The 23,511-nt window shown below is 40.1% G+C and carries 24 protein-coding genes and 1 other RNA gene; 11 read left to right on the forward strand and 14 right to left on the reverse strand.

Translation table 11 applies throughout. The annotated features are described in order from the left end of the window. Positions 1-153: 153 nt before the first annotated feature. The 7 genes from queA (at position 154) to secF (ending at position 6,566) form a co-directional block, all read left to right on the forward strand. Positions 154-1,245 (forward strand): tRNA preQ1(34) S-adenosylmethionine ribosyltransferase-isomerase QueA, encoded by a 1,092-nt coding sequence (gene queA / locus QP437_RS00690; RefSeq protein ID WP_285266606.1) that lies wholly within the window; start codon positions 154-156, stop codon positions 1,243-1,245. 112 nt (positions 1,246-1,357) lie between these two features. Further along, positions 1,358-2,506, forward strand: a complete 1,149-nt coding sequence (tgt, locus tag QP437_RS00695) for a tRNA guanosine(34) transglycosylase Tgt (protein WP_005695471.1) — start codon at positions 1,358-1,360, stop codon at positions 2,504-2,506. 64 nt (positions 2,507-2,570) lie between these two features. Further along, positions 2,571-3,083 (forward strand): hemerythrin domain-containing protein, encoded by a 513-nt coding sequence (locus QP437_RS00700; protein ID WP_285266607.1) that lies wholly within the window; start codon positions 2,571-2,573, stop codon positions 3,081-3,083. A gap of 3 nt (positions 3,084-3,086) precedes the next feature. After that, a complete protein-coding gene (locus QP437_RS00705; protein ID WP_014064087.1) occupies positions 3,087-3,314 on the forward strand; it encodes a sulfurtransferase TusA family protein in 228 nt (75 codons plus the stop codon). A 102-nt stretch (positions 3,315-3,416) separates the two neighbouring features. Next, positions 3,417-3,707: a preprotein translocase subunit YajC gene (gene yajC / locus QP437_RS00710; RefSeq protein ID WP_005695468.1), complete on the forward strand. Its 291-nt coding sequence runs from the start codon at positions 3,417-3,419 to the stop codon at positions 3,705-3,707. A 23-nt stretch (positions 3,708-3,730) separates the two neighbouring features. After that, complete coding sequence (gene secD, locus QP437_RS00715; RefSeq protein ID WP_285266608.1) at positions 3,731-5,581, forward strand: protein translocase subunit SecD; 1,851 nt, start codon at positions 3,731-3,733, stop codon at positions 5,579-5,581. A 10-nt stretch (positions 5,582-5,591) separates the two neighbouring features. After that, the gene (secF, locus tag QP437_RS00720) at positions 5,592-6,566 is read left to right on the forward strand and encodes a protein translocase subunit SecF (protein WP_054419816.1); all 975 of its coding nucleotides are present in this window, start codon (positions 5,592-5,594) and stop codon (positions 6,564-6,566) included. A gap of 81 nt (positions 6,567-6,647) precedes the next feature. Here secF and QP437_RS00725 read toward each other — a convergent pair whose 3' ends face one another. From QP437_RS00725 to QP437_RS00755, 7 genes are all read right to left on the reverse strand, one after another. Continuing rightward, the gene (locus tag QP437_RS00725) at positions 6,648-7,688 is read right to left on the reverse strand and encodes an AI-2E family transporter (RefSeq protein ID WP_285266609.1); all 1,041 of its coding nucleotides are present in this window, start codon (positions 7,686-7,688) and stop codon (positions 6,648-6,650) included. Beyond that, positions 7,688-8,026 (reverse strand): nitrogen regulatory protein P-II, encoded by a 339-nt coding sequence (gene glnB / locus QP437_RS00730; protein WP_049362317.1) that lies wholly within the window; start codon positions 8,024-8,026, stop codon positions 7,688-7,690. Before glnB ends, QP437_RS00725 begins: the two co-directional genes overlap by 1 nt. A 1-nt stretch (position 8,027) precedes the next feature. Then, the gene (gene mog, locus QP437_RS00735; protein WP_049362318.1) at positions 8,028-8,621 is read right to left on the reverse strand and encodes a molybdopterin adenylyltransferase; all 594 of its coding nucleotides are present in this window, start codon (positions 8,619-8,621) and stop codon (positions 8,028-8,030) included. A 112-nt stretch (positions 8,622-8,733) separates the two neighbouring features. Beyond that, positions 8,734-11,304 (reverse strand): ATP-dependent chaperone ClpB, encoded by a 2,571-nt coding sequence (gene clpB, locus QP437_RS00740; RefSeq protein ID WP_285266610.1) that lies wholly within the window; start codon positions 11,302-11,304, stop codon positions 8,734-8,736. Positions 11,305-11,438: 134 nt separating this feature from the next. Then, positions 11,439-12,011, reverse strand: a complete 573-nt coding sequence (locus tag QP437_RS00745; protein ID WP_285266611.1) for a 5-formyltetrahydrofolate cyclo-ligase — start codon at positions 12,009-12,011, stop codon at positions 11,439-11,441. A gap of 26 nt (positions 12,012-12,037) precedes the next feature. Then, positions 12,038-12,235: non-coding RNA, 6S RNA (gene ssrS / locus QP437_RS00750), on the reverse strand. 92 nt (positions 12,236-12,327) lie between these two features. Next, a complete protein-coding gene (locus QP437_RS00755) occupies positions 12,328-13,119 on the reverse strand; it encodes an outer membrane protein assembly factor BamD (protein ID WP_285266612.1) in 792 nt (263 codons plus the stop codon). Between the two features lie 109 nt (positions 13,120-13,228). Here QP437_RS00755 and rluD point away from each other — a divergent pair, with 109 nt between their 5' ends. Beyond that, positions 13,229-14,203 (forward strand): 23S rRNA pseudouridine(1911/1915/1917) synthase RluD, encoded by a 975-nt coding sequence (gene rluD, locus QP437_RS00760; protein ID WP_285266613.1) that lies wholly within the window; start codon positions 13,229-13,231, stop codon positions 14,201-14,203. Between the two features lies 1 nt (position 14,204). Next, positions 14,205-14,939, forward strand: a complete 735-nt coding sequence (pgeF, locus tag QP437_RS00765; protein ID WP_285266614.1) for a peptidoglycan editing factor PgeF — start codon at positions 14,205-14,207, stop codon at positions 14,937-14,939. Between the two features lie 40 nt (positions 14,940-14,979). Here pgeF and ruvX read toward each other — a convergent pair whose 3' ends face one another. From ruvX to fadR, 4 genes are read right to left on the reverse strand one after another with little or no spacing between them, the layout of a single operon-like run. Continuing rightward, positions 14,980-15,399 carry a Holliday junction resolvase RuvX gene (gene ruvX / locus QP437_RS00770; RefSeq protein ID WP_285266615.1) on the reverse strand — a complete coding sequence of 140 codons (420 nt, stop codon included), beginning with the start codon at positions 15,397-15,399 and terminating at the stop codon, positions 14,980-14,982. Further along, on the reverse strand, positions 15,399-15,959 hold the full coding sequence (locus tag QP437_RS00775) for a YqgE/AlgH family protein (RefSeq protein WP_285266616.1): 561 nt from the start codon (positions 15,957-15,959) through the stop codon (positions 15,399-15,401). The genes ruvX and QP437_RS00775 overlap by 1 nt, the downstream gene beginning before the upstream one ends. After that, positions 15,959-16,693, reverse strand: coding sequence for a 16S rRNA (uracil(1498)-N(3))-methyltransferase (gene rsmE / locus QP437_RS00780; RefSeq protein ID WP_285266617.1), 735 nt, complete (start codon positions 16,691-16,693; stop codon positions 15,959-15,961). Before rsmE ends, QP437_RS00775 begins: the two co-directional genes overlap by 1 nt. Before the next feature lie 58 nt (positions 16,694-16,751). After that, positions 16,752-17,480, reverse strand: coding sequence for a fatty acid metabolism transcriptional regulator FadR (fadR, locus tag QP437_RS00785; protein ID WP_285266618.1), 729 nt, complete (start codon positions 17,478-17,480; stop codon positions 16,752-16,754). 134 nt (positions 17,481-17,614) lie between these two features. Here fadR and nhaB point away from each other — a divergent pair, with 134 nt between their 5' ends. Together nhaB and dsbB are read left to right on the forward strand one after the other, a co-directional pair. Further along, positions 17,615-19,153, forward strand: a complete 1,539-nt coding sequence (nhaB, locus tag QP437_RS00790) for a Na(+)/H(+) antiporter NhaB (protein WP_285266619.1) — start codon at positions 17,615-17,617, stop codon at positions 19,151-19,153. Positions 19,154-19,172: 19 nt separating this feature from the next. Continuing rightward, entirely contained in the window at positions 19,173-19,706 is a 534-nt protein-coding gene (gene dsbB, locus QP437_RS00795; RefSeq protein WP_070776116.1) for a disulfide bond formation protein DsbB, read from the forward strand. A gap of 80 nt (positions 19,707-19,786) precedes the next feature. Here dsbB and QP437_RS00800 read toward each other — a convergent pair whose 3' ends face one another. The 3 genes from QP437_RS00800 to glyA all read right to left on the reverse strand — a co-directional run bounded on the left by QP437_RS00800 (position 19,787) and on the right by glyA (position 23,506). Next, complete coding sequence (locus QP437_RS00800; protein WP_285266620.1) at positions 19,787-20,062, reverse strand: DUF1294 domain-containing protein; 276 nt, start codon at positions 20,060-20,062, stop codon at positions 19,787-19,789. Between the two features lie 112 nt (positions 20,063-20,174). Then, the gene (locus QP437_RS00805) at positions 20,175-21,884 is read right to left on the reverse strand and encodes a tetratricopeptide repeat protein (RefSeq protein ID WP_285266621.1); all 1,710 of its coding nucleotides are present in this window, start codon (positions 21,882-21,884) and stop codon (positions 20,175-20,177) included. A 356-nt stretch (positions 21,885-22,240) separates the two neighbouring features. Then, positions 22,241-23,506: a serine hydroxymethyltransferase gene (glyA, locus tag QP437_RS00810; RefSeq protein WP_054419842.1), complete on the reverse strand. Its 1,266-nt coding sequence runs from the start codon at positions 23,504-23,506 to the stop codon at positions 22,241-22,243. Positions 23,507-23,511 lie beyond the last annotated feature (5 nt).

Consider the following 23,511-nt stretch of genomic DNA (forward strand, 5'->3'; position numbering starts at 1 on the left):
AGCGACTACTTATTTCAACTTGGCTAGATGTAATTAACAAGATTAGTTTTCCTCCACTTTCAAACCAATTTAACTTCATCAACATTCCCCCTTGTTTTTCCCCCTTATTAGCTCTAGACTATGCCCCATTTTTAGCTTTCATTATTTACAATTATGCGTGTTTCTGACTTTCATTTTGACTTACCTGATGAGCTCATTGCTCGTTATCCTAAAGAAGATCGCTCTTCTTGCCGCTTGCTACAACTTAATGGCGAAAACGGTGAAATTTCTCACCGCACTTTTACCGATGTATTGGATTTAATCGACGAAGGCGATTTGTTGATTTTTAACAATACGCGCGTAATCCCTGCTCGTATGTTTGGTCGTAAAGCCAGTGGCGGAAAAATTGAAGTGTTGGTGGAACGTGTTTTAAGTGAACATCATTTCTTAGCGCATATTCGTTCGTCAAAAGCCCCGAAAGAAGGTGCAGAATTATTTTTAGGTGAAGATAAGCTCGGTGAAAATAAGGGCGTAAAAGCCATTATGGTGGGGCGTCAAGATACGCTTTTTGAAGTGGAATTAGCCGATAAAAACCGCAATGTACTTGATGTGTTACAAGAAATCGGTCATATGCCTTTGCCGCCTTATATTGATCGACCTGATGAAGAAGCGGATCAAGAATGCTATCAAACCGTGTATAACAAAGTGCCAGGTGCTGTGGCGGCACCAACGGCAGGCTTGCATTTTGATGATGAGCTTTTACAAAAATTACACGAAAAAGGTGTCAATTTTGAATTTGTGACTTTGCACGTGGGCGCAGGTACATTCCAACCTGTACGTGTTGAAAATATTGAAGATCATATTATGCACGCGGAATATGTAGAGCTTTCTCAAGAAGTCTGCAATGCCATTATCGAAACGAAGAAAGCGGGCAAACGTGTGATTGCGGTAGGTACAACATCAGTACGTTCTGTAGAAACCGCTGCTCTATCTGCAGAAGAAAATGGCAACCCAGATTTAATTGAACCTTATTTTTCTGATACGTCTATTTTTATTTACCCGGGCAAATCATTCCGTGTGGTGGATGCATTAATTACCAACTTCCACTTACCAGAAAGTACATTAATTATGTTGGTGTCTGCCTTTGCAGGCTTTAGCCACACCATGAACGCCTATAAAAGTGCGGTCGAAAATCGCTATCGTTTTTTCAGTTATGGCGATGCGATGTTCATTACCAAAAATCCCAATGTGAAAGGGTTAGAATAAGTGGTTTGACTTATTTTCAACCAACTCATAAAATACCTATCAAGAAGCCTGTACTAACAGGCTTTTTTATTGAATAACAACCTACGAACTGTTTATTCGTTGAGGAAAGAAAATGAAATATGAATTAGATAAAACCAGCGGCAGTGCACGTCGTGGTCGCTTGGTGTTTGAACGTCCACAAGGCACGTTCAGCGTAGAAACCCCAGCATTTATGCCAGTGGGTACTTATGGCACGGTAAAAGGCATGACACCAGAAGAAGTGCGTGCGACAGGTGCTGAAATTTTATTGGGTAACACCTTCCATTTATGGCTTCGTCCTGGACAGGAAGTGATGCGTAAACACGGTGATTTACACGACTTTATGCAATGGCATCGTCCAATTTTGACTGATAGTGGCGGTTTCCAAGTATTTAGTTTAGGTAAATTACGCAAAATTACCGAAGAAGGGGTGAAATTCCAAAACCCAATTAACGGTGAGCGTATTTTCCTTTCGCCTGAAAAATCCATGGAAATTCAATATGATTTAGGGTCTGACATCGTGATGATTTTCGATGAATGTACGCCTTATCCCGCGACTTTCGATTATGCGAAAAAATCCATGGAAATGTCTCTTCGTTGGGCAAAACGCAGCCGCGATCGCTTTGATGAATTAGGCAATAAGAATGCCCTATTCGGTATTATCCAAGGCGGCGTATTTGAAGAATTACGCAAAGTATCATTAGAAGGCTTAGTGAATATTGGCTTTGACGGTTATGCGGTGGGCGGTTTAGCGGTAGGCGAACCAAAAGAAGACATGCACCGTATTTTAGAATATATCTGCCCTCAAATCCCTGCAGACAAACCGCGTTATTTAATGGGCGTGGGTAAACCTGAAGATTTAGTGGAAGGCGTGCGTCGTGGTATTGATATGTTTGACTGTGTAATGCCAACCCGTAACGCTCGTAACGGTCATTTATTCGTGACAGATGGTATTGTCAAAATCCGTAATGCAAAATACCGCGATGATACGAGTCCATTAGATCCAGAATGTGATTGCTACACCTGTAAAAACTACACCAAAGCCTATTTATATCATTTAGATAAATGCGGTGAAATTTTAGGTGCACGCTTAAATACCATTCACAATTTACGCTATTATCAACGTTTAATGGCGGAAATTCGCCAAGCTATCGAAGACGATCGTTTTGATGATTTTGTGGTGGAATTCTATGCTCGCATGGGCAAACCTGTTCCCCCATTACAATTAGCGGATAAATCATAATTGATGAAAGTGCGGTAGAAAAATGAAATGTTTTTTGACTGCACTTTTTAACAAAGGAAACCTTATGCAAATCCTCGAACCTCAACAATTTGCCACTTGGAATGAACCGATTGATATGCTTTATGCCTGTCATAGCAAGGTGAAACGCTTTTGCAAGCAACTTACGATTCTTCCTGGCTACTTAGAAAAAAATGGCGTGAATCAAGCCGTATTAAATGATGTAAAAACCATTTTGCAGTATTTTAATCATGCTGCACCTCTTCATCATGATGATGAAGAAAAAGATTTTTTCCCCGCTTTAATTGAAAAAGCACCTCAAGCGAAAGAGTCGGTGGATGAATTAGAACGCCAGCATGTTACTTTGCATGAAAATTGGGCAAAGCTTTCGGAGAAGCTAGAAGAATTGATTGCAGAGAAACGTACCGATGTAGATGAAAGACTTATTACGCTATTTGTGGCGAGCTATGATAGACACATTGCCCTTGAAGAACCGCTATTTGAGCTTGGTAAGCAATATTTATCTGCAGAACAACTCACGGCTATGGGCAAAATTATGTTTGCTCGTCGCCAAGCTTAAATCATGAAATATCAATTAAATTTGACCGCACTTTCCTGCCCGATTCCGCTTTTAACCGCGAAGAAGGCTTTGGCTAATTTAGCGCCAAATGATGAATTAGTTTTGCAATTAAATCGTCAAAGTGCGGTCGAAAATTTTGTTGTTTTTTGTGAAGAAAATCAATGTGAATTAGTGGATCAACATTGGCTTTCCGAGCAAATCTTCGAAGTTTGCTTGAAAAAAATCAATTAATTCCAAAATTCTAGTTGTTATTGCCTTCATCGGCTTTTACTGAATGCCGTTTTATGGTATTTTACGCACACTTTTAACTTTTCATTTTATAAGGAAAACACAATGGAAGCACAAAGCCCAATGTCCACGTTATTTATTTTCGTGATCTTCGGTTTAATTTTTTATTTTATGATTTACCGCCCACAAGCGAAACGTAACAAAGAACACAAAAAATTAATGTCTGAATTAGCGAAAGGCACTGAAGTATTAACCGCTGGTGGTTTGATTGGTAAAATCACTAAAGTAACCGAAGGTGCTGAAATTGTTATCGCTTTAAACGATACTACTGAAATCACGATTAACCGTAACTACATCGTTTCAGTATTACCGAAAGGTTCTGTAAAATCTCTCTAATTTAAATTCCTAAAGGGAAAACTATGTTAAATCGTTACCCATTATGGAAGAATCTAATGGTGATCCTTGTGGTCGCCATTGGTGCTTTATACTCTCTTCCAAATATCTATGGTGAAGATCCTGCGGTGCAAATTTCTGGTACTCGCGGACAACAAGCAGACACCACCGCATTAACTGAAGTACAAAACGTACTAAAAGAAAATAACCTTTCAACCAAATCTATCGTTCTTGAAAATGGCTCCATTCTTGCCCGTTTCACCAACACAGATGACCAACTTCTTGCCAAAGATAAAATTGCAGAAAAACTTGGCAACAACTACACCACGGCATTAAACCTTGCACCTGCAACACCGGCTTGGTTAAGCAGCATTGGTGCTAATCCGATGAAATGGGGTTTAGACTTACGTGGTGGTGTACGCTTCTTGATGGAAGTGGACATGAATTCTGCGCTTGCTAAACGTCAAGAACAGTTACAAGACACATTACGCAACGAATTACGTAAAGAAAAAATTCAGTTTACGGCAATTAAAAATAGCGACAAATTTGGTACAACGGTCACATTAGAAAACGCTGACCAAATGTCAAAAGCAGCGCGTATTATTCGTCAGTTACACCCAACATTAGAAGTGTCTGATATTGGTGACAACACCTTAAACCTTGCCCTTTCTGAAGCGGCATTAACAGAATCACGTAACTTAGCGATCGAGCAAAACTTAACGATTTTACGTAAACGTGTTGCTGAATTAGGCGTAGCTGAAGCGGTTATCCAACGTCAAGGTGCAGAACGTATCGTAATCGAATTACCGGGGGTTCAAGATACTGCGCGTGCAAAAGAAATCTTAGGTGCAACTGCAACACTTGAATTCCGTATTGTGAATTCGTTGGTGAACCCAGAATCAGCAGCGCGTGGTATGTTACCTTCTGACACAGAAATCAAATATGACCGTCAAGGTAGACCTGTTGCACTTTACAAACGTGCGGTATTGGGTGGTGAACACATCATCAACTCAAGCTCGGGCTTAGACCAAAACACCAGCACGCCACAAGTAAGTGTAACCTTGGATAGCGAAGGCGGCGAAATCATGTCGCAAACCACCAAGAAATACTACAAAAAACCAATGGCAACCTTGTACGTAGAATACAAAGACAACGGTAAAAAAGACGAAAATGGCAAAACCATTTTAGAAAAAAACGAAGAAGTGATTAACGTTGCTACCATTCAAGGTCGCTTTAGTTCTAACTTCCAAATTACGGGTGTAAGCAGTTCTGCAGAAGCACAAAACCTTTCTATGTTATTAAAATCAGGTGCATTAATCGCGCCAGTGCAAATTGTTGAAGAACGTACAATCGGTCCTTCTCTTGGTGCACAAAACGTAGAACAAGGTATCAATGCAAGCTTCTGGGGCTTAATTGCCGTCATTGTCTTCATGCTGATTTACTATAAAATCTTCGGTATTATCGCAAGCTTTGCATTGGTTATTAATATCGTTTTATTAGTTGGTTTGATGTCTATCCTACCAGGTGCAACACTCACTATGCCGGGGATTGCGGGTATCGTATTAACCCTAGGGATGTCGGTGGATGCCAACGTACTTATTTTTGAGCGTATCAAAGAAGAGATTCGTAATGGTCGTCCAATCCAGCAAGCCATTAACGAAGGTTATAACGGTGCTTTTACCTCTATCTTCGATGCGAACTTAACCACAATTTTAACGGCAATCATTCTTTATGCTGTGGGTACCGGTCCTATTCAAGGCTTTGCGGTAACGCTTGCATTAGGTGTGGCAATTTCAATGTTTACGGCAATTACCGGAACACGTGCTATCGTGAACTTCCTATACGGCGGTAAACGTCTTGAAAAATTATCAATTTAGGTAGGATAAGATGAGATTATTTGCAAAAGATAAAAACGGACATTTTATCCGTGAAGTGAATGGGATTAAATTGCCATTCCCTCTCACTGAATTTATGAAAGTGAGATTTGTGGGATATGCATTTTCTGTGATTTTGATGGCGATTTCCCTCTTCTTCATTGTGACAAAAGGCTTTAACTGGGGCTTAGATTTTACGGGTGGTGTGGTATTTGATACTCACTTCTCACAACCCGCTGATTTAGAGAAAATCCGTGGCACATTAAATCAAAATGGTATTGCAAGCCCGATTGTACAAACAACCGGTTCTGTACAAGACGTGATGATTCGTTTGCCGGCTGACAATAACGATTCTGCTATTGGTGATCACGTTAAAAGCATGCTCCAAACGATTGATCCGAATATTCATATTAACAGTATCGAATTCGTCGGTCCGAACGTCGGTGAAGAACTAGCTCAAGGTGCGGTTTATGCGACTCTTGCTACCTTGGCAATGATGTTAATTTATGTTGGCTCACGTTTTGAATGGCGTTTAGGTTTTGGCGGTATTGCCTCACTTGCGCATGACGTGGTGATTACGCTCGGTGTATTCTCTGCATTACAAGTCGAAATGGATTTAACCTTCGTGGCAGCAATTCTTTCCGTTGTAGGTTATTCCATCAACGATAGTATCGTAGTATTCGACCGTGTGCGTGAAAACTTCCGTAAAATTCGCCGTGTAGAAACCATCGATATTATTGATATTTCCTTAACGCAAACCTTATCGAGAACCATCATGACATCTCTCACAACGCTTCTTGTTGTGATTGCCTTGTTCTTCTTTGGTGGTCCATCAATTCATAACTTCTCATTAGCGTTATTAATTGGTATAGGTTTTGGTACTTACTCATCAATCTTTATCGCGATTGCTATTGCTTATGATATCGGCCTACGCCGTGAACATATGATTCCACCAAAAGTGGATAAAGAAGTCGATGATTTACCTTAATCTATCAAACATCAGATAAAAAGAAAGCCACCATAACGGTGGCTTTTTTATTGCTAAAATTACGTGATTTTTGACCGCACTTTATTCGTTTACATCACCTAATAAAGCCGCATATTTCTTCGTTGATTCTGAGCTTTCCAACGTAATTTTAAACGCCATTGTTAGCGGTACAGAAAGTAACATGCCAACCGTGCCGAGCAACCATCCCCAGAAAAGCAATGAAAAGAATACGACCAAGGTAGAAAGCCCTAAAGTTTTCCCCATCATTTTCGGTTCAATTATATTACCGATCACAATATTCGATGCAATAATACCGACGGTTACGCCCATCCCTACACCAAATCCATTTAGCAATAATGCTTGAACAATAATCGGTACGGCTGCAATAATCGAACCAATATTCGGAATATAATTTAATAGGAAGCTTAAGGTTGCCCATAAAATCGCATATTGCACACCCGCTACGTCCAATAAAATCCAAGTCGTGACACCAGTTAACAAACTAATCACCGTTTTCACACCAAGATAACTAATCACACCATCTAAAATACGATCAATATGATGTTCTTCCGCGACAACATCATGTTCATTGTCACTTAAAACTAAAGCAAGTTTATGCTTCATAGTTGGTGCTTCAAGCAGCATAAAAATTACCGCTAAAATCAACACAAAAACATTCGTCACCACGCCAGAAAAGTTTAATAACAAACGGCTCACAAAGTTCATGATCACGCTCGGATCAAAATGCTCCATAATGGCTTCGCGAGAAATCACAATCGGCAATTTCAGTTTTTGAGCTAATGCCATGACGTCATTTATACGCTCCGAAAGCAGCACTTTATATTGAGGGATCGAGCGTGTAAATTCCTGCACACTGCTGTTAATTAATCCCGCCAGGAAAAAGAATACAATTAAAATCAAAATAAACAACAAGGCAATAGCAATACCATGTGGTACTTTGCGTTGTGTCATTGCTTTAATCACTGGCGAACAAATAATGGCAATAAATAATGCCAATAAAAAAGGCACGACAATCTCTGCCGCCAGTTTAATTCCCGCAAACACAATCACTAAAGCTGCCATAGCGACTACAGTGCGGTTAAAATTTAAGTTTTTTTCCACTAAATGGCTTCCTCATTTTCTTCGCCTGTACGAACGCGGATCACGCGTTCTACATCATAAACAAAGATCTTACCGTCACCAATTTTGCCTGTTTGGCAGGTTTCAACAATGGTTTCAAGGCATTGTTCAAGCAAATCATCTGGCACGACAATTTCGATTTTCACTTTAGGCAGGAAATCCACCATATATTCTGCACCACGATAAAGCTCTGTATGCCCTTTTTGACGACCAAAACCACGGACTTCAGTCACGGTCATTCCGCTAATGCCGATATCAGATAGATTTTCACGCACATCATCTAATTTAAATGGCTTAATAATGGCTTCGATTTTTTTCATCTTATTTCTCCAAATTTTCGCGACGTGCGGCTTTCGGTCGGAAGCTTGTAATCACTTCAGGCTTGGTATCAATATAAATACCATCGATTAATTGCAAGCAGTAAGGCACCGCACTAAAAATCCCTTTTACTAAGACCTTGCCTTGCTCATCTTTCACACCTTCTAAAGTCTCTTTGATAGCTTTTGGCTGCCCAGGTAAGTTCAAGATTAGACTGTTTTTACGAATCACACCAACTTGACGAGATAAAATCGCTGTCGGCACAAAATGTAAACTAACTTGACGCATTTGCTCGCCAAATCCAGGCATTTCACGATCGGCTACCGCTAATGTTGCGTCAGGTGTCACATCACGTTTTGCCGGCCCTGTACCACCTGTTGTAAGCACTAAATGACAATGGTGCTCATCTACTAATTCTTTTAACGTTTGTTCAATTAATGGCTGCTCGTCTGGAATTAATCGCGTTTCCACTTCAAAAGGGTCCACCAACGCTTGTTCTAACCATTGTTGTAATTCGGGAATCCCTTGATCTTGATACACACCACTTGATGCGCGATCTGATACTGAAACCAAACCTATTTTTAAAAGTGCGGTCATTTTTTTCCTCATTTTTATACGCAATAAACAGCGTCATTCTACCCTATTTTATCTTTTACCAAAGCATAAAAAAGCCATTTAGCTTTCACTAAATGGCTTTTCATTTTATAAATTATTGTCTGGCTTGAACTTTGCCATCCACATAATCCACTGTGACCACTTTACCTGGTAATAATTGACCAGATAGAACTTGTTGTGCCAAGCTGTTTTCGATCTCTTGTTGGATTGCACGTTTTAATGGACGCGCCCCATAAATTGGGTCGTAACCGACTTCACCAATGAAATCTAATAACGCTTCGGTAAACACTAATTCGTAACCACGAGTTTCCATACGTTTTGCTAAGCGCTCTAATTGGATGCTTGCAATCGCACGGATATTTTCTTTACCAAGTGGATGGAATACCACGGTTTCGTCAATACGGTTAATGAATTCCGGACGGAAATGTTGGCTCACCACTGACATCACTAAGGCTTTCATTTCACCATAGCTTTCGTCTTTGCTGCCTTGGATTAAATCAGAACCCAAGTTAGAGGTCATAATCACCACGGTGTTACGGAAGTCCACTGTACGACCTTGACCATCAGTTAAACGACCATCATCCAATACTTGTAATAAGATATTGAATACATCTGCGTGTGCTTTTTCCACTTCATCGAGCAAAATCACCGAATATGGACGACGACGCACAGCTTCAGTTAAGTAACCACCCTCTTCATAGCCAACATAGCCTGGAGGCGCACCCACTAAACGAGATACGCTGTGTTTTTCCATAAACTCTGACATATCAATACGTACCATCGCATCTTCACTGTCAAAGAGGAATTTCGCCAAAGTTTTGCAAAGCTCTGTTTTACCTACACCAGTTGGTCCTAAGAATAAGAATGAACCAATTGGGCGGTTAGGATCAGAAAGTCCTGCACGGCTACGACGAATTGCGTTTGCTACAGCATCTACCGCTTCTTCTTGACCGATCACACGTTTGTGTAATTCTTCTTCCATGCGTAAGAGTTTTTCTTTCTCACCTTCCATCATTTTAGAAACAGGAATACCTGTTGCTTTAGAAAGCACTTCGGCAATTTCTTCATCAGTCACACGATAGCGCAATAAGGTCATTTCTTTGCCTTCGCTGGTTTCAGCGGCAGCAAGTTGTTTTTCCAATTCAGGAATGCGACCGTATTGAAGCTCAGACATCTTGCTTAAATCACCTGCACGACGCGCTTGTTCCATTTCAGTTTTCGCCGCATCTAACTCTTGTTTGATGTGTTGTGAACCTGAAAGGGTCGCTTTTTCTGATTTCCAAACTTCTTCAAGTTCAGCATATTCACGTTCTTTATCAGCAAGCTCTTTTTCTAACATCTCTAAACGTTTACGGCTTGCTTCGTCTTCTTCTTTTTGTAATGCTTGTTCTTCCAATTTTAATTGGATAATACGGCGTTCAAGACGATCAAGCGGCTCTGGTTTAGAGTCAATTTCCATACGGATGCTCGAAGCGGCTTCATCGATTAAGTCGATGGCTTTATCCGGCAATTGACGATCGGAAATATAACGATGTGAAAGCGTTGCTGCCGCCACGATTGCCGGGTCAGTAATATCTACATGGTGATGGATCTCATAACGCTCTTTCAAACCACGTAAGATCGCAATGGTATCTTCGACACTTGGCTCATCCACAAAGACTTTTTGGAAACGACGCTCAAGTGCGGCATCTTTCTCGATATATTGACGATATTCGTCTAGTGTTGTTGCACCCACACAGTGCAATTCACCGCGCGCTAAACTTGGTTTTAATAAGTTACCCGCATCCATTGCACCGTCAGTTTTACCTGCACCAACCATGGTATGGATTTCATCAATAAAGAGGATCACGCGACCTTCTTCTTTTGATAATTCATTTAAAACAGCTTTTAAGCGCTCTTCAAATTCACCGCGGTATTTCGCACCAGCAATCAGCGCACCCATATCTAAAGAAAGTACACGTTTGTTTTTTAAGCCTTCAGGTACTTCACCATTAACAATACGTTGTGCCAAACCTTCCACGATGGCGGTTTTACCTACACCTGGCTCACCGATTAATACTGGGTTGTTTTTGGTACGACGTTGTAATACTTGAATGGCTCGACGAATTTCTTCATCACGACCAATAACGGGGTCAAGTTTGCCGCTTTCGGCACGAGCGGTTAAATCAATTGTATATTTTTCAAGAGCTTGTCTGCTTTCTTCTGCATTTTGATCGTTCACGCTTTGTCCTCCACGAATATGTTGGATCGCTTGTAGAATTTGTTCTTTTTTCGCACCACATTTTTTCAAAATGTCATTTAATGTGCCTCGCTCTTCAAGCGCTGCTAATAAGAACAATTCACTAGAAATAAATTTATCTTGTTTTTGTTGAGCTAATTTGTCACATAAATTCAATAAGTTAAGTAATTGACGGGAAATCTGCACATCACCGCCATTACCCGACACTTGTGGCAATTTATTCAATTCGGCATTTAATTCATTACGCAATAACGCCACATTCACACCACTGGTCGTTAAAATTGGTGCAATTGAACCGTCTTGTTGATTTAAAAGTGCGGTCAATAAATGCACTGGTTCGATAAACTGATTATCTTTACCAAGCGCTAATGACTGTGCTTCACTGAGTGCTTGTTGAAATTTTGTGGTAAATTTTTCAATATTCATATGCTTATCTTCTCCTGATTAAATTCTTGGGTCATCCCCTTTACGAGTTATTAAATAAGACCTTTTTTTGGTATTTCAAGAGAAAAAATCAACAATTTTTAATTTTTTCTATCAAATTTTATTTCTTGATAGGTTTAAGCAACTAAAATTCGGTGAAGAGGCACGTCCCACGCTTCAGTTGGAAGCTGTTCGACTTGCTGACATTGATGGGCTAATCCCACAGGAATAAAAGAAGAATTTTGCCAATTTTGTAAGGTTCGGTCATAAAAACCACCACCCATGCCAAGACGATTCCCTTGTTTATCAAAAGCGACAAGTGGTGTAAAAAGAATATCTAATTCATCCAAAGGCAATACGTTTTGCACATTGAGTTTTGGCTCCCAAATGCCAAATTTATTTTTCAGCATTGGTGTATCTGGCAAATAACGTAAGAACAAAAGATGATTAGGATTGAAAGGGTGCAATACCGGCAAATAAACGTGTTTATCTTGTGCCCAAAGGGTTTTGATAAGTTTCTCCGTGGAGATTTCACCATCAAAGGAAACATACAAGGCAATATGCTGCGCATTTCGTTCTTCAATTAATGCAAGCGCTTGTTGAGTGATGGAATCTTCCGCCTGTTGTTGCTGAAGTGCGGTCAAATTTGCTCGTGTTTTACGAATTTGTTGACGGAGTTGATTGCGAAGCGTTTGCTGTGTTGATTTCATTCGATTGGAAAGAATGGATTTTAAAGGAAGGTCCCAGAGTGCCGCTACGAGTAGTAGTCCTTGAACCCGACGGTCCAAGGAAACCGGTAAGGCCATTTTTAGGTTTCTTTAGTCCAATGACAAAGTCAAAGGTCAAGCCTACACACCAATGGCGGGAAACCGATTTATAAAGTTCTAAGTATCGGCTCAGGGACATAACCCATCCACGAACACCCCAGGAAATCTTTTAAATTTATACTAGCTCAATTTGATTAGTTTGACTAGCCTTTATTTGAATAATTTTGCTTATTCAAGCTCGTCCCACAAGGGACGAGAATTATTTTTTAACCGGTTGAGTTAAATCAGATTCTTCCGGTTTTTTCACTTCCGCAAATTGTTTATCTTTATTCGCATCGATAACTTGCTGAGTTTGGTTCGCTAATTGTTGTAAACCCATTTTCTCGTATGCTTCTTTCATTAAGAATAAACCTTCGTAAGTCGCTTTTGCATCCGGATATTGTTGCAACATACCCACTACACGGTTTGATACCGCGACCCATGCATCACGTTTTGCATAGAATTTCGCAATTTCTAATTCATGACGTGCTAATGAGTCTTTAATATACGCCATACGTGCTACTGCATCTTGTGAATATGGGCTATTTGGGAACGCACGCACTAAGCTTTGGAAGTTAGAAAACGCAGTTTTCATTGAAGTCGTTTCACGCGTTGCACGATCGATGCCAAAGAAATCTTGGATCATGTTATCAGCCGTTGCTAAGTTTGTTAAACCCGCCATATACACTGCATAGTCACGGTTTGGACTTTGTGGGAATTGGTGTAAATAGTTATCTACGGTTACCAACGTTGCTGTGTAATCTTGTGTTTTATAGTTTGCATAAATTAAATCAAGCATTGCTTGTTCTTGGTAAGTACTACCAGGGAAACGCTCTGTCGCTGCTTTTAAATAACGAATCGAATCAGAATAGCTTCCTTCTTGTAATGCAGCCGCGCCTTTTGCATAAAGCTCATCAACAGAAGCTTGCTCCACTTCTTTATTACCACTGCTACAAGCTGCAATAGCAAATGAGGTAAGTGCAATAAGCGCGAGAGATTTTATTTTACGCATTCTTTTTTCCTTAATTTTTACGAAAATCAATAAATAAGTTACAATTAACGAATATTGTATAGAACATTACACAATAAGCCAACTTTTTAAATTTTTAGATGGATTTTTTATGCCACAAATTACCTTAACGGCTGAAGTTCAGCCCGAACAAATGGGACAGCGTTTAGACCAAACCCTCGCAGAGTTGTTCCCAGAATATTCCCGTTCGCGTTTAAAAACCTGGATTGAAGCAAAACAGGTAAAAATGAACAGTGAAATTGCCGATATTCCCCGTGCAAAAGTTTATGGCGGAGAGCAAATTGAAATTTCGGTAGAAGTGGAAGATGAAAACCGTTTTGAGCCACAAAATATTCCACTCAATATCGTTTATGAAGATGACGATATTATCGTGATTAATAAACCTAAAGATCTCGTGGTTCACCCTGGTGCGGGTAATCCAGATGGTACCGTGCTTAATGCGCTACTCTATCACTATCCACCTATTGCCGAAGTACCACGTGCAGGGATTGTGCATCGTTTAGATAAAGACACAACGGGTCTCATGGTTGTCGCTAAAACCATTCCTGCACAAACCAAACTCGTACGTGACTTACAAAAACGTAAGATCACTCGTGAATACGAAGCCGTCGCAAGTGGTATTATGACCAAAGGTGGCACAGTAGATCAGCCAATGGCTCGTCACGCCACCAAACGCACATTGATGGCGGTTCACCCAATGGGTAAACCGGCGGTTACGCACTATCGCATTATGGAAAACTTCCGTAATTACACCCGTTTACGCTTACGTTTAGAAACGGGTCGTACTCACCAAATTCGTGTACACATGGCACATATTGCGCATCCACTATTGGGTGATCAAACTTACGGAGGCCGCCCTCGCCCACCTAAAAATGCAAGCGAAGCCTTTACTGAAGTGCTACGCAATTTTAAACGCCAAGCCTTACATGCGGTTATGCTGCGTTTAGCTCACCCGATTACGGGAGAAATGATGGAGTGGTATGCGCCATTGCCGGATGACTTTGTCGAATTACTTCATGCCTTAAAAGCGGATTACCTCGAACATAAAGACGAATTGGATTATTAAGATGAAAACTATTGTTCCAAACTGGAATGTTCCACCACATATCCAAGCTTTTACAACCACAAGAGAAGGTGGCGTAAGCCTGCCGCCTTTCGATAGCTTCAATTTGGGTGATCATGTCGAAGACAATAAAAGTGCGATCAAAACTAACCGCACTTTATTGGTCGAAAAATTTAATCTGCCACATTTCCCGTTGTTTTTAACTCAAACACATAGCACTCGTGTGATTACGGTGCCTTATGAGGGCAATGATTTAGAGGCTGATGCGGTTTACACCAATCAACCTAACCAAGTATGTTTGGTGATGACAGCTGATTGCTTACCGGTTTTATTTACCAATAAGCAAGGGACTGAAGTGGCTGCGGCACACGCAGGCTGGCGCGGACTCTGCGATGGTGTATTAGAAGAAACCGTGAAATGTTTCCAATCTGCCCCCGAAGAGATTATTGCGTGGTTTGGGCCTGCTATTGGACCAAATGCATTCCAGGTTGGCAAAGAAGTGATTGAGCAATTTATGGCGTTTGACCCGATTGCAGAAACGGCTTTTCGACCCGATCCGAATGAATCAGGAAAATACCTCGGCAATCTTTATCAAATCGCCACACAACGCCTCAACAAATTAGGGATTACCCAAATTTACGGTGGTGAACATTGTACCTTTACTGAAAAAGAGACCTTCTTTTCCTATCGTCGAGATGGCAAAACAGGTCGAATGGCGAGTCTAATTTGGATCTCATAAATACAACAAACCGCACCTTAAAGTGCGGTTTGTTTTTAGCTTATTCTGAATAGTTTTCGAACCAACTTTCTAAAATCAAGCAAGCAGAGATCCCATCTACTTTGCCTTTATTGAGAGCGCGATAACCGCCACGCTGGAAAATTTCATCTCGCGCAGAAACCGTCGTTAAGCGCTCATCTTGCAGTTCTACTTTGATACCGAAACGACCATTTAAGCGGTTGGCAAATTTTTTCGCACGAAGTGTTAAATCTTGCTCGGTACCATCCATATTTAAAGGCAATCCCACCACAATAACATCAGGCTTCCAGTCTTTTAAGCATTTTTCAATAGCATCCCAGTTTGGAATGCCATCTTGCGCTTTAAATGCAGGTAAGGCTTGCGCCGTACCCGTGATACTTTGCCCGACTGCACAACCAATGCTTTTTGTGCCAAAATCAAACGCGATTGCTGTGATGGCCATTAACTGTGCCCCACTTGTGAAAAGACAAAATTATGAGGATTAATCCCTAATAATTGATTCGCGGCAGGATAACGATCTTCATAAATCGTTTCAAATAAAATGGTGTCTGAAGCTGGTGCCACTAACCAGGCATTATCTGCAATCTCTTGTTCTAACTGTCCTGCTGTCCAACTTGCACAACCGAGCGCAACAAGATATTTTTCGGGTGCACCCTCTGAACCAAAGGTTTCCACAATATCTGCCGAAGTGGTCAGAAACATCTCATCGGTAATTTTATAACTATGCTCAAATTCTTTCGTAGTTTTCTTATGCAAAATAAAACCACGCTCAGAATGTACCGGTCCCCCTGCAAGCACAAGTTCATTGCTAAAAGTGCGGTCATTTTTCATCATAAAATTCATTTTTGAATACAGTTCAGCAATGCTTAAATCGGTGGGTTGATTAATCACTAAACCCATCGAACCTTGCTCATTATGCTCACACATATACACCACGGTATTTTGGAAATAATCTTCCAACTGTGGCATCGCAATTAAAAATTGCCCTTGTAAATCCATCATTATCCCAAATCTCCAAAACAAATTTGCAACGCACTAATCGCCGCTAAAGAGGCTGTTTCTGTACGTAACACACGCTTTCCTAATAAAATTTCAGTAAATCCTTGTTGTTCAGTTTGAGCGATTTCTTGAGGTGATAAACCGCCTTCTGAACCAATAAGCAAACGAACACCTTCTTTTGGAATAGAAGGCAAGGTTTTAATTGAATATTGGGCTCTTGGATGTAAATTCAATTTCAACGCGCCATCATTTTCTGCACACCAATCTTGTAATTTCATTAACGGGCGAATTTCTGGCACAACGTTACGGCCACATTGTTCACAAGCCGCAATGGCAATTTTTTGCCATTGTTGGATTTTCTTATCCATACGTTCACCATCCAACTTCACGCCACAGCGTTCTGACCATAATGGTGTAATCACGTTCACGCCCAACTCTACGGACTTTTGAATGGTAAATTCCATTCGATCACCGCGGGAAATAACCTGCCCTAAATGAATCGGTAAATTAGACTCTTTATCACTTAATTCACACCCAAGAATTTCTACTTTAACGGCTTTTTTGCTTGCTTCAATAATTTTTGCTGGATAAATATGATTACTTCCATCAAATAATTCAACTTGCTCACCTTCAGTCATACGCAGTACACGCCCTACGTGATTAGCTGCATCCTCTGAAAGTTGGCAAGTAGATTGATTTTTAAGGGATTCTGGGTGATAAATTCTTGGAATACGCATAATATTGAGTCTTTGATATAAGGAAAAAGTGCGGTCATTTTCAACCGCACTTTTAATATTATTCTGTTGCTAAATCTTTTGGCAAGCTTTCTAAAATGGCTCGCCAGTAAGCGGAAGTCACTTGCTTGTGTTTACGAATACATTCCACCACTAAATCGGATTGACCTCTTTCACAAATATCACGCAATTCTACATAAAAATCATGTGTCACTTGACGATGTTTTTCGTCACTAAAGAATAGCAAACCAATTTTATGATAAACCCCACGCAAGCTATTGAAAATTAAACGATAGAAAGGTTTATTAGCCATAACCGTAAATTGACGAAATAAAGCATAGTCAAATTCCATGTAGCTTTCAGCGGTATTCTCTAAAGCATCCATTCCTTTGAACAAGGCGACAGAGGCTTTAGGTGAATTTTTTACTGCCTCATAAATATAAGATTCCGACATGCGACTACGCAATGACAACATATTTTCAATAATTAACGGCGCGCTTTGGCGATCTAAGGTAATTAAGGTTTCAATGATGCTTGGACCAGCTGTATCCCAAATATCATTGACTTTTGTCGGCTTGCCGTGTTGAATGGTAAGCCAGCCATCACGAGCCAAACGCTGTAATACTTCACGTAATGTGGTGCGTGTTACGCCGATTTTATCAGCTAAATCACGCTCAGAAGGAAGGTTAGTGCCTGCGGGAAATACATTATCCCAAATACTTCTAACAATATATTCTTCGGCAAGAGCGGCTGGGCTTTGAGCCCGTAAAAGGGTATTATCAGTTTGCATGAGTATGAAATAAATATAAAAAATCCTAAAAAGATCAAAAAAATGTGATTTATTGAATAAATCTTTAACTGGTCTATTATCCTTTAAAGCAGTATATATTACAATGATAGGACTATAAAAAAACGGAGTTCAATATGACTTACACACAAGCTTTTATGAAAAACTTTCTGGGCTCGAGCCCTGATTGGTATAAATTAACTATTATTGCCTTCTTGGTAATTAACCCAATTTTATTCTTTTGGGTAAGCCCATTTGTGGCGGGCTGGGTACTCGTTGCTGAGTTTATTTTCACCCTTGCGATGGCATTAAAATGCTATCCCCTTCAGCCAGGTGGTTTATTAGCCTTTGAGGCTATTGCTATCGGCATGACGAATGCTGAACACGTTAAAGCCGAGATCATGGCAAACTTTGAAGTCGTTTTACTTTTAATCTTCATGGTGGCTGGCATTTACTTTATAAAGCAACTTTTGCTTTATGTATTCACCAAATTATTAGTCCGTATCCGTTCTAAAATCGTCCTCTCTTTAGCATTCTGTTTCAGTGCAGCATTTCTTTCAGCGTTCTTAGATGCGCTTACCGTTGTGGCTGTAATCATCAGTGTTGCCATGGGTTTCTATGGGGTTTATCACAAAGTCGCATCAGGTAAGACACTACAAGATGCAGTTGATATTTCCGATGATAACAAAATTAAAAATCACGAAACGCTCGAAAAATTCCGTTCTTTCTTACGTAGCTTAATGATGCATGCAGGTGTAGGTACCGCGCTCGGTGGTGTAATGACTATGGTGGGTGAACCACAAAACCTGATTATTGCAGAACAAGCAAAATGGAACTTCATTGAATTCTTCTTCCGTATGGCGCCAGTAACCATCCCTGTATTTATCTGTGGATTACTCACTTGTGTTTTAGTGGAAAAATTTAAAGTGTTCGGCTATGGCGAAAAATTACCAGAAGAAGTATGGAAAATCTTGGCTGATTTAGATCGTGAAAATACACAAAAAATGTCTAAACAAGATAAAGTACGTCTTTCTGTTCAAGGTCTTATCGCGATTTGGTTAATCTTAGGTCTAGCCTTCCATTTGGCTGCGGTAGGTCTAATCGGTTTAAGTGTGATTATTCTTGCGACTACCTTTACTGGTGTAACCGATGAGCACGCTATTGGTAAATCATTCCAAGAAAGCTTACCTTTCACTGCGTTATTAGTGGTCTTTTTCTCTATCGTTGCGGTGATTATCGATCAAAAACTCTTTGGTCCAATTATCCACTTCGTATTAAGTGCAGAAGAGAAAACCCAGTTAGCCCTATTCTATGGTTTCAACGGTTTACTTTCTGCAATTTCTGATAACGTATTCGTTGCAACGGTTTACATTAATGAGGCGAAAAATGCGCTTACAGCTGGAGCAATTGCACCACACCAATTTGAATTACTTGCGGTCGCAATCAATACAGGGACAAACTTACCTTCTGTTGCGACACCAAACGGTCAAGCCGCATTCTTGTTCCTATTAACATCATCGCTTGCACCGTTAATTAAACTTTCTTATGGTAGAATGGTCTACATGGCATTGCCTTACACTATCGTATTAACGCTAGTCGGTTTCCTTGCAATCGAATTTATCCTACCTGAAATGACGATTTTGCTTGCGAACCTTGGCTTAATTCTTCCTATTTAGTGAAGCATAAGGAGAAAGAATGCTCGACTTTTTTAAGCAATTATCCCTTAAACGTTCAGCGTGGATCTTTTTGGCATTTACCGCATTTGCCTTAGAATCGACCGCACTTTATTTTCAATACGGCATGGGTTTGCAACCTTGCGTACTTTGTGTTTATGAACGTTTAGCTGTTGTGGGTTTATTCGTCGCTGGTCTTATCGGCGCCTTAGCCCCAAGTTCGCTTATTATCCGCATTCTTGCTCTTATTGTGGGTTTATTTAGTGCAATTAAAGGATTAATGATATCTATCCGTCACCTTGATTTACAAATGAACCCTGCACCGTGGAAACAATGTGAATTTATACCTAACTTTCCGGAAACGTTACCATTCCATAAATGGCTACCCGCAGTCTTCAATCCGACAGGTAGCTGTAATGAAAGTCAATGGTCACTCTTCGGTATTACTATGGTGCAATGGCTCGTGTTTATTTTTGCTGTTTATGTCCTTGTGTTGGGATTAATCACTATTTCACAAGTGAAGAAAAGCAGAAAAAGACGCCTCATTTTTAAATAATCTAATTACATGCTAAAAAGCCTAGAGATATTCTCTAGGCTTTTTTATTCTCAATAACGAAAGTCATTCTGAATTTAAAACTACTCAAGAAAGAAATACCAATAAGGCATTAAGACTAGCCAAATAAAGGCACTGAGAATAACAACAAATTTGAAACTGAAATGTTTGGTTTTATGGCGAAAGCGCTTCATCCCGCAATAAACACCAATAAACCCACCAAGAAGACTTAATAGAAAAAAGGTATTTTCAGAAATTCGCCAGCCGTGACGAACCGCGCGGACTTTATCTTTCCACATTAAAAAATAAGCGACGATATTTACCGCCGCTAACATTACAAATAAAAGCTGAATCAGCATTATGCGTAAACTAGAAGATCAAAAAACAATAAAAATAATAGTTAATTCTAACACATTGACCATATATTACGCCTATCCTTTTGTACGGATAAACATAAAGTAAGCTCTATTTTTATAGCATCTCGCATGCTTTTTCATATCCAGCTTCACAGGATTTTTTAAACCATTGGGTGGCGAATTTGCGGTTGCGTTTTGTGCCAAAGCCATTGTCATACATCGCACCTAAATTGTACATTCCCTCCGGACTGCCGTTTTCAGCAGCAAGTTGGAAATAAAGAAAGGCTTTTGCATCATCTTTTGGTGTCCCTAGCCCATTAAAGTGAAGGATACCTAATTCATTTTGTGCTTCACCGTTCCAGCTTCCGCCCGCCAATTCATAATATTCCCGTGCAGACTTATAATCCTCTTTAATAGTATCGCCATAAGTATAAAGAAATCCGAGTTGATAATAAGCTTCTGTGACGTCTTTTTTTACTGCTTTTTTATACCATTTGATCGCTTCTAGTTCATTTTTTTTGACTAAAACACCTGAACTATATTCAAACCCTAAATTATAATAAGCCAGCCCATGACCTTGATCGGCACTACGATGTAGCCACTTCATCGCTTCTTCGCTATTTTGTTCAACTCCTTCGCCTTTTGCATAGCGGTTATAAAGGCTATTTTGTGCATCTGCATCGCCTTGTTCGGCGGCAGCTTTATACCATTTAAAGGCTTCTTCATAATTCTGTTCAATTTCATCACCTCGAACGTAAGCCATCGCTAAATCCTTTTGCGCCTCAAGATTGCCTTCTTTCGCTCGTTCAAGTAATGCATCAAAATCATCACGCACAGCAAGACGACTTTGCAGCTGTTGCACTGAACGTTCGACATTCTCTCCTGATTCTTTTGCAAGTAGATAAAACTCTTGAGCTTTTTCTAAATTTTGTGGCACATTACCTAGCCCTTCCTGGTAAATCTCAGCCAATTCCCAAGCCGCATCCCTCATTTGGTATTCTGCTGCTAGCTCTAACCATTTCAAGGCTTTCTGGCTATCTTGTTGAACCCCCTCACCTCTTTTATAAGCATTACCAACATAGTAATAGGCATCAATTAAGCCATTTTCAGCAGCTTTTAAATACCATTTGAAGGCTTGCTTTTTATCCCCTTTAAAATCGTGTAAATTTGCTAAACCATACATTGCATTAGGAAACCCCATTTCAGCAGCTTTGGTTAGGTATTTTTGCGCTTCAACATAATTGGTTGGAATATCCTCGTGAGCGTTGTAGAGTATCCCAAGGTTATTATAAAGCGTCATTAAATCTTCATTGGTTAAATCTTGTTTATTCTTCTCAGCAAGCAAGTAATATTCCAATGCTTTAGGATAATTAATTGGAACGTCATATCCTATAACGCCATCATATACCTGTGCTAAGAGGTATGAAGCAAGCCCATTATTGTCATATTTCTCTAGCATTTGCATGCCTTTAAATGTGTCTTGCTCCACGCCAATGCCTAAAAGATAGAATCGTCCCAAATTGATTGTCGCTCGTTTATCGCCCTGACGAATGCCTTGCTCAAACCATTCCACTGATTTTTCAGGCTCCCCCATATCATCATAAAGTGCGCCAATATTACTTGCCGCCAATGGATAACCCAATGCATTCGCGCGGTGATATAACGTCATCGCTTTATCGTAATCAGCTTCTACCACCTCTCCAATATGATAAAAACGTCCTAACTGATACATTGCCTCAGCATCCCCTTGTTCTACACGTTGCTGTAATGTTTCAAGGCTGTTTTTATCAGTTTTTCGAAATAAATTAAATAATGTTTTAAGCATGGATTTCCTTTGGAGAGATAAATGTATTTCAGTTGAGTACAAAAGTGCGGTCAGATTTTCAACTAAATTGGATAATAGGCTCAGCACCGTTAAACCACTATCGTGGCAATTTAAGTAAGCATAATGGAGACTGGTTTTTACCCAGGCTCTTTAGGCTGAAGAATTAATATATTTATCGTTTAGTTGAGCTACCAAATAATATAGTATTTTATTCAACTATTCAATTGCTCAGAAAAATAGTTACTATAATATCAAGCGATTAGCTCTCCATCTCTCAGTGGAGAATAGAAAAATTGAAATAAAAAACGGCAACATCCTTTACTGATGTTACCGTTTCTTTTAACAATGATTAAAAATTAGCTTGCGTAAACAGGAAGACGTTTGCAGATTGCCAATACTTTTTCTTTGGTTGCTGCAATCACTTGCTCTTCGTTTTCTTTGCCTAATGCATCTAATACATCACACATCCAACCGGCTAGTTCACGACAGTCTTGCTCGTTAAAGCCTCGACGAGTCACAGCTGGTGTACCAACACGAATACCAGAGGTCACAAATGGTTTTTGTGGATCATTTGGTACGGAGTTTTTATTAACGGTGATATTCGCTTTACCTAGTGCTGCATCTGCTGCTTTACCTGTTAAGCCTTGTTTGATGAAACTGACTAAGAATAAATGGTTTTCTGTGCCATTTGAAACCACGTCATAACCACGTTGTTTAAACACTTCTACCATTGCTTTCGCATTTTTAATCACGTTTGCTTGGTATTCTTTATAAGCAGGCTCTAATGCTTCTTTGAAACATACCGCTTTCGCCGCAATAATGTGAACCAATGGACCACCTTGGTTTGCAGGGAAAACTGAAGATTGTAAGCGTTTATAAAGCTCTTCATCACCACAAGAAGAAAGGATTAAACCACCACGTGGACCACCTAAAGTTTTATGGGTAGTCGTTGTTACAACATGTGCGTATGGTAATGGGTTTGGATATAAACCTGCTGCGATTAAGCCCGCAACGTGAGCCATATCAACGAATAAATACGCGCCCACTTCATCCGCGATTTCGCGCATTTTTTTCCAATCTACTACTTGAGAATAAGCAGAGAAACCTGCCACGATCATTTTTGGTTTATGTTCTAACGCTTTTTGACGCACATCTTCATAGTCGATTAAACCGTCAGCGGTGATACCATAAAGTACAGAATTATAGATTTTACCGGAGAAGCTCACTTTCGCCCCATGAGTTAAGTGACCACCGTGTGCTAAATCCATCCCTAAAATAGTATCACCCGCATTGATTAATGCACCATATACTGCCGCATTCGCTTGTGAACCTGAGTGTGGTTGTACGTTCACATAATCAGCACCAAATAACTCTTTCGCGCGATCAATCGCCAACTGCTCCACAATGTCTGCGTACTCACAACCGCCGTAGTAACGTTTACCTGGATAGCCTTCTGCATATTTGTTCGTAAACTGTGAACCTTGCGCTTCCATTACGCGTGGGCTTGCATAGTTTTCAGACGCGATAAGCTCGATATGCTCTTCTTGACGACGATTTTCGTCCTGAATGGCTTGCCATAGAACCGGATCGTAATCAGCGATGTTCATACTTTTTTTAAACATTGTGT

This window comes from Haemophilus sp. UMB1048, assembly GCF_030218125.1.
Taxonomy (GTDB): Bacteria; Pseudomonadota; Gammaproteobacteria; order Enterobacterales; family Pasteurellaceae; genus Haemophilus_D.

Coding starts and splice junctions, on each gene's coding strand:
- QP437_RS00705 (WP_014064087.1), top strand. CDS start 3,087: ATGAAATATCAATTAAATTTGACCGCACTTTCCTGCCCGATTCCGCTT.
- QP437_RS00755 (WP_285266612.1), bottom strand. CDS start 13,119: ATGCGTAAAATAAAATCTCTCGCGCTTATTGCACTTACCTCATTTGCT.
- fadR (WP_285266618.1), bottom strand. CDS start 17,480: ATGCAAACTGATAATACCCTTTTACGGGCTCAAAGCCCAGCCGCTCTT.
- glyA (WP_054419842.1), bottom strand. CDS start 23,506: ATGTTTAAAAAAAGTATGAACATCGCTGATTACGATCCGGTTCTATGG.
- mog (WP_049362318.1), bottom strand. CDS start 8,621: ATGACCGCACTTTTAAAAATAGGTTTGGTTTCAGTATCAGATCGCGCA.
- queA (WP_285266606.1), top strand. CDS start 154: ATGCGTGTTTCTGACTTTCATTTTGACTTACCTGATGAGCTCATTGCT.
- dsbB (WP_070776116.1), top strand. CDS start 19,173: ATGCTCGACTTTTTTAAGCAATTATCCCTTAAACGTTCAGCGTGGATC.
- nhaB (WP_285266619.1), top strand. CDS start 17,615: ATGACTTACACACAAGCTTTTATGAAAAACTTTCTGGGCTCGAGCCCT.
- glnB (WP_049362317.1), bottom strand. CDS start 8,026: ATGAAAAAAATCGAAGCCATTATTAAGCCATTTAAATTAGATGATGTG.
- clpB (WP_285266610.1), bottom strand. CDS start 11,304: ATGAATATTGAAAAATTTACCACAAAATTTCAACAAGCACTCAGTGAA.
- tgt (WP_005695471.1), top strand. CDS start 1,358: ATGAAATATGAATTAGATAAAACCAGCGGCAGTGCACGTCGTGGTCGC.
- yajC (WP_005695468.1), top strand. CDS start 3,417: ATGGAAGCACAAAGCCCAATGTCCACGTTATTTATTTTCGTGATCTTC.
- ruvX (WP_285266615.1), bottom strand. CDS start 15,399: ATGGCCATCACAGCAATCGCGTTTGATTTTGGCACAAAAAGCATTGGT.
- rsmE (WP_285266617.1), bottom strand. CDS start 16,693: ATGCGTATTCCAAGAATTTATCACCCAGAATCCCTTAAAAATCAATCT.
- QP437_RS00805 (WP_285266621.1), bottom strand. CDS start 21,884: ATGCTTAAAACATTATTTAATTTATTTCGAAAAACTGATAAAAACAGC.
- QP437_RS00745 (WP_285266611.1), bottom strand. CDS start 12,011: ATGAAATCAACACAGCAAACGCTTCGCAATCAACTCCGTCAACAAATT.
- QP437_RS00700 (WP_285266607.1), top strand. CDS start 2,571: ATGCAAATCCTCGAACCTCAACAATTTGCCACTTGGAATGAACCGATT.
- secD (WP_285266608.1), top strand. CDS start 3,731: ATGTTAAATCGTTACCCATTATGGAAGAATCTAATGGTGATCCTTGTG.
- QP437_RS00775 (WP_285266616.1), bottom strand. CDS start 15,959: ATGATGGATTTACAAGGGCAATTTTTAATTGCGATGCCACAGTTGGAA.
- secF (WP_054419816.1), top strand. CDS start 5,592: ATGAGATTATTTGCAAAAGATAAAAACGGACATTTTATCCGTGAAGTG.
- QP437_RS00800 (WP_285266620.1), bottom strand. CDS start 20,062: ATGCTGATTCAGCTTTTATTTGTAATGTTAGCGGCGGTAAATATCGTC.
- pgeF (WP_285266614.1), top strand. CDS start 14,205: ATGAAAACTATTGTTCCAAACTGGAATGTTCCACCACATATCCAAGCT.
- rluD (WP_285266613.1), top strand. CDS start 13,229: ATGCCACAAATTACCTTAACGGCTGAAGTTCAGCCCGAACAAATGGGA.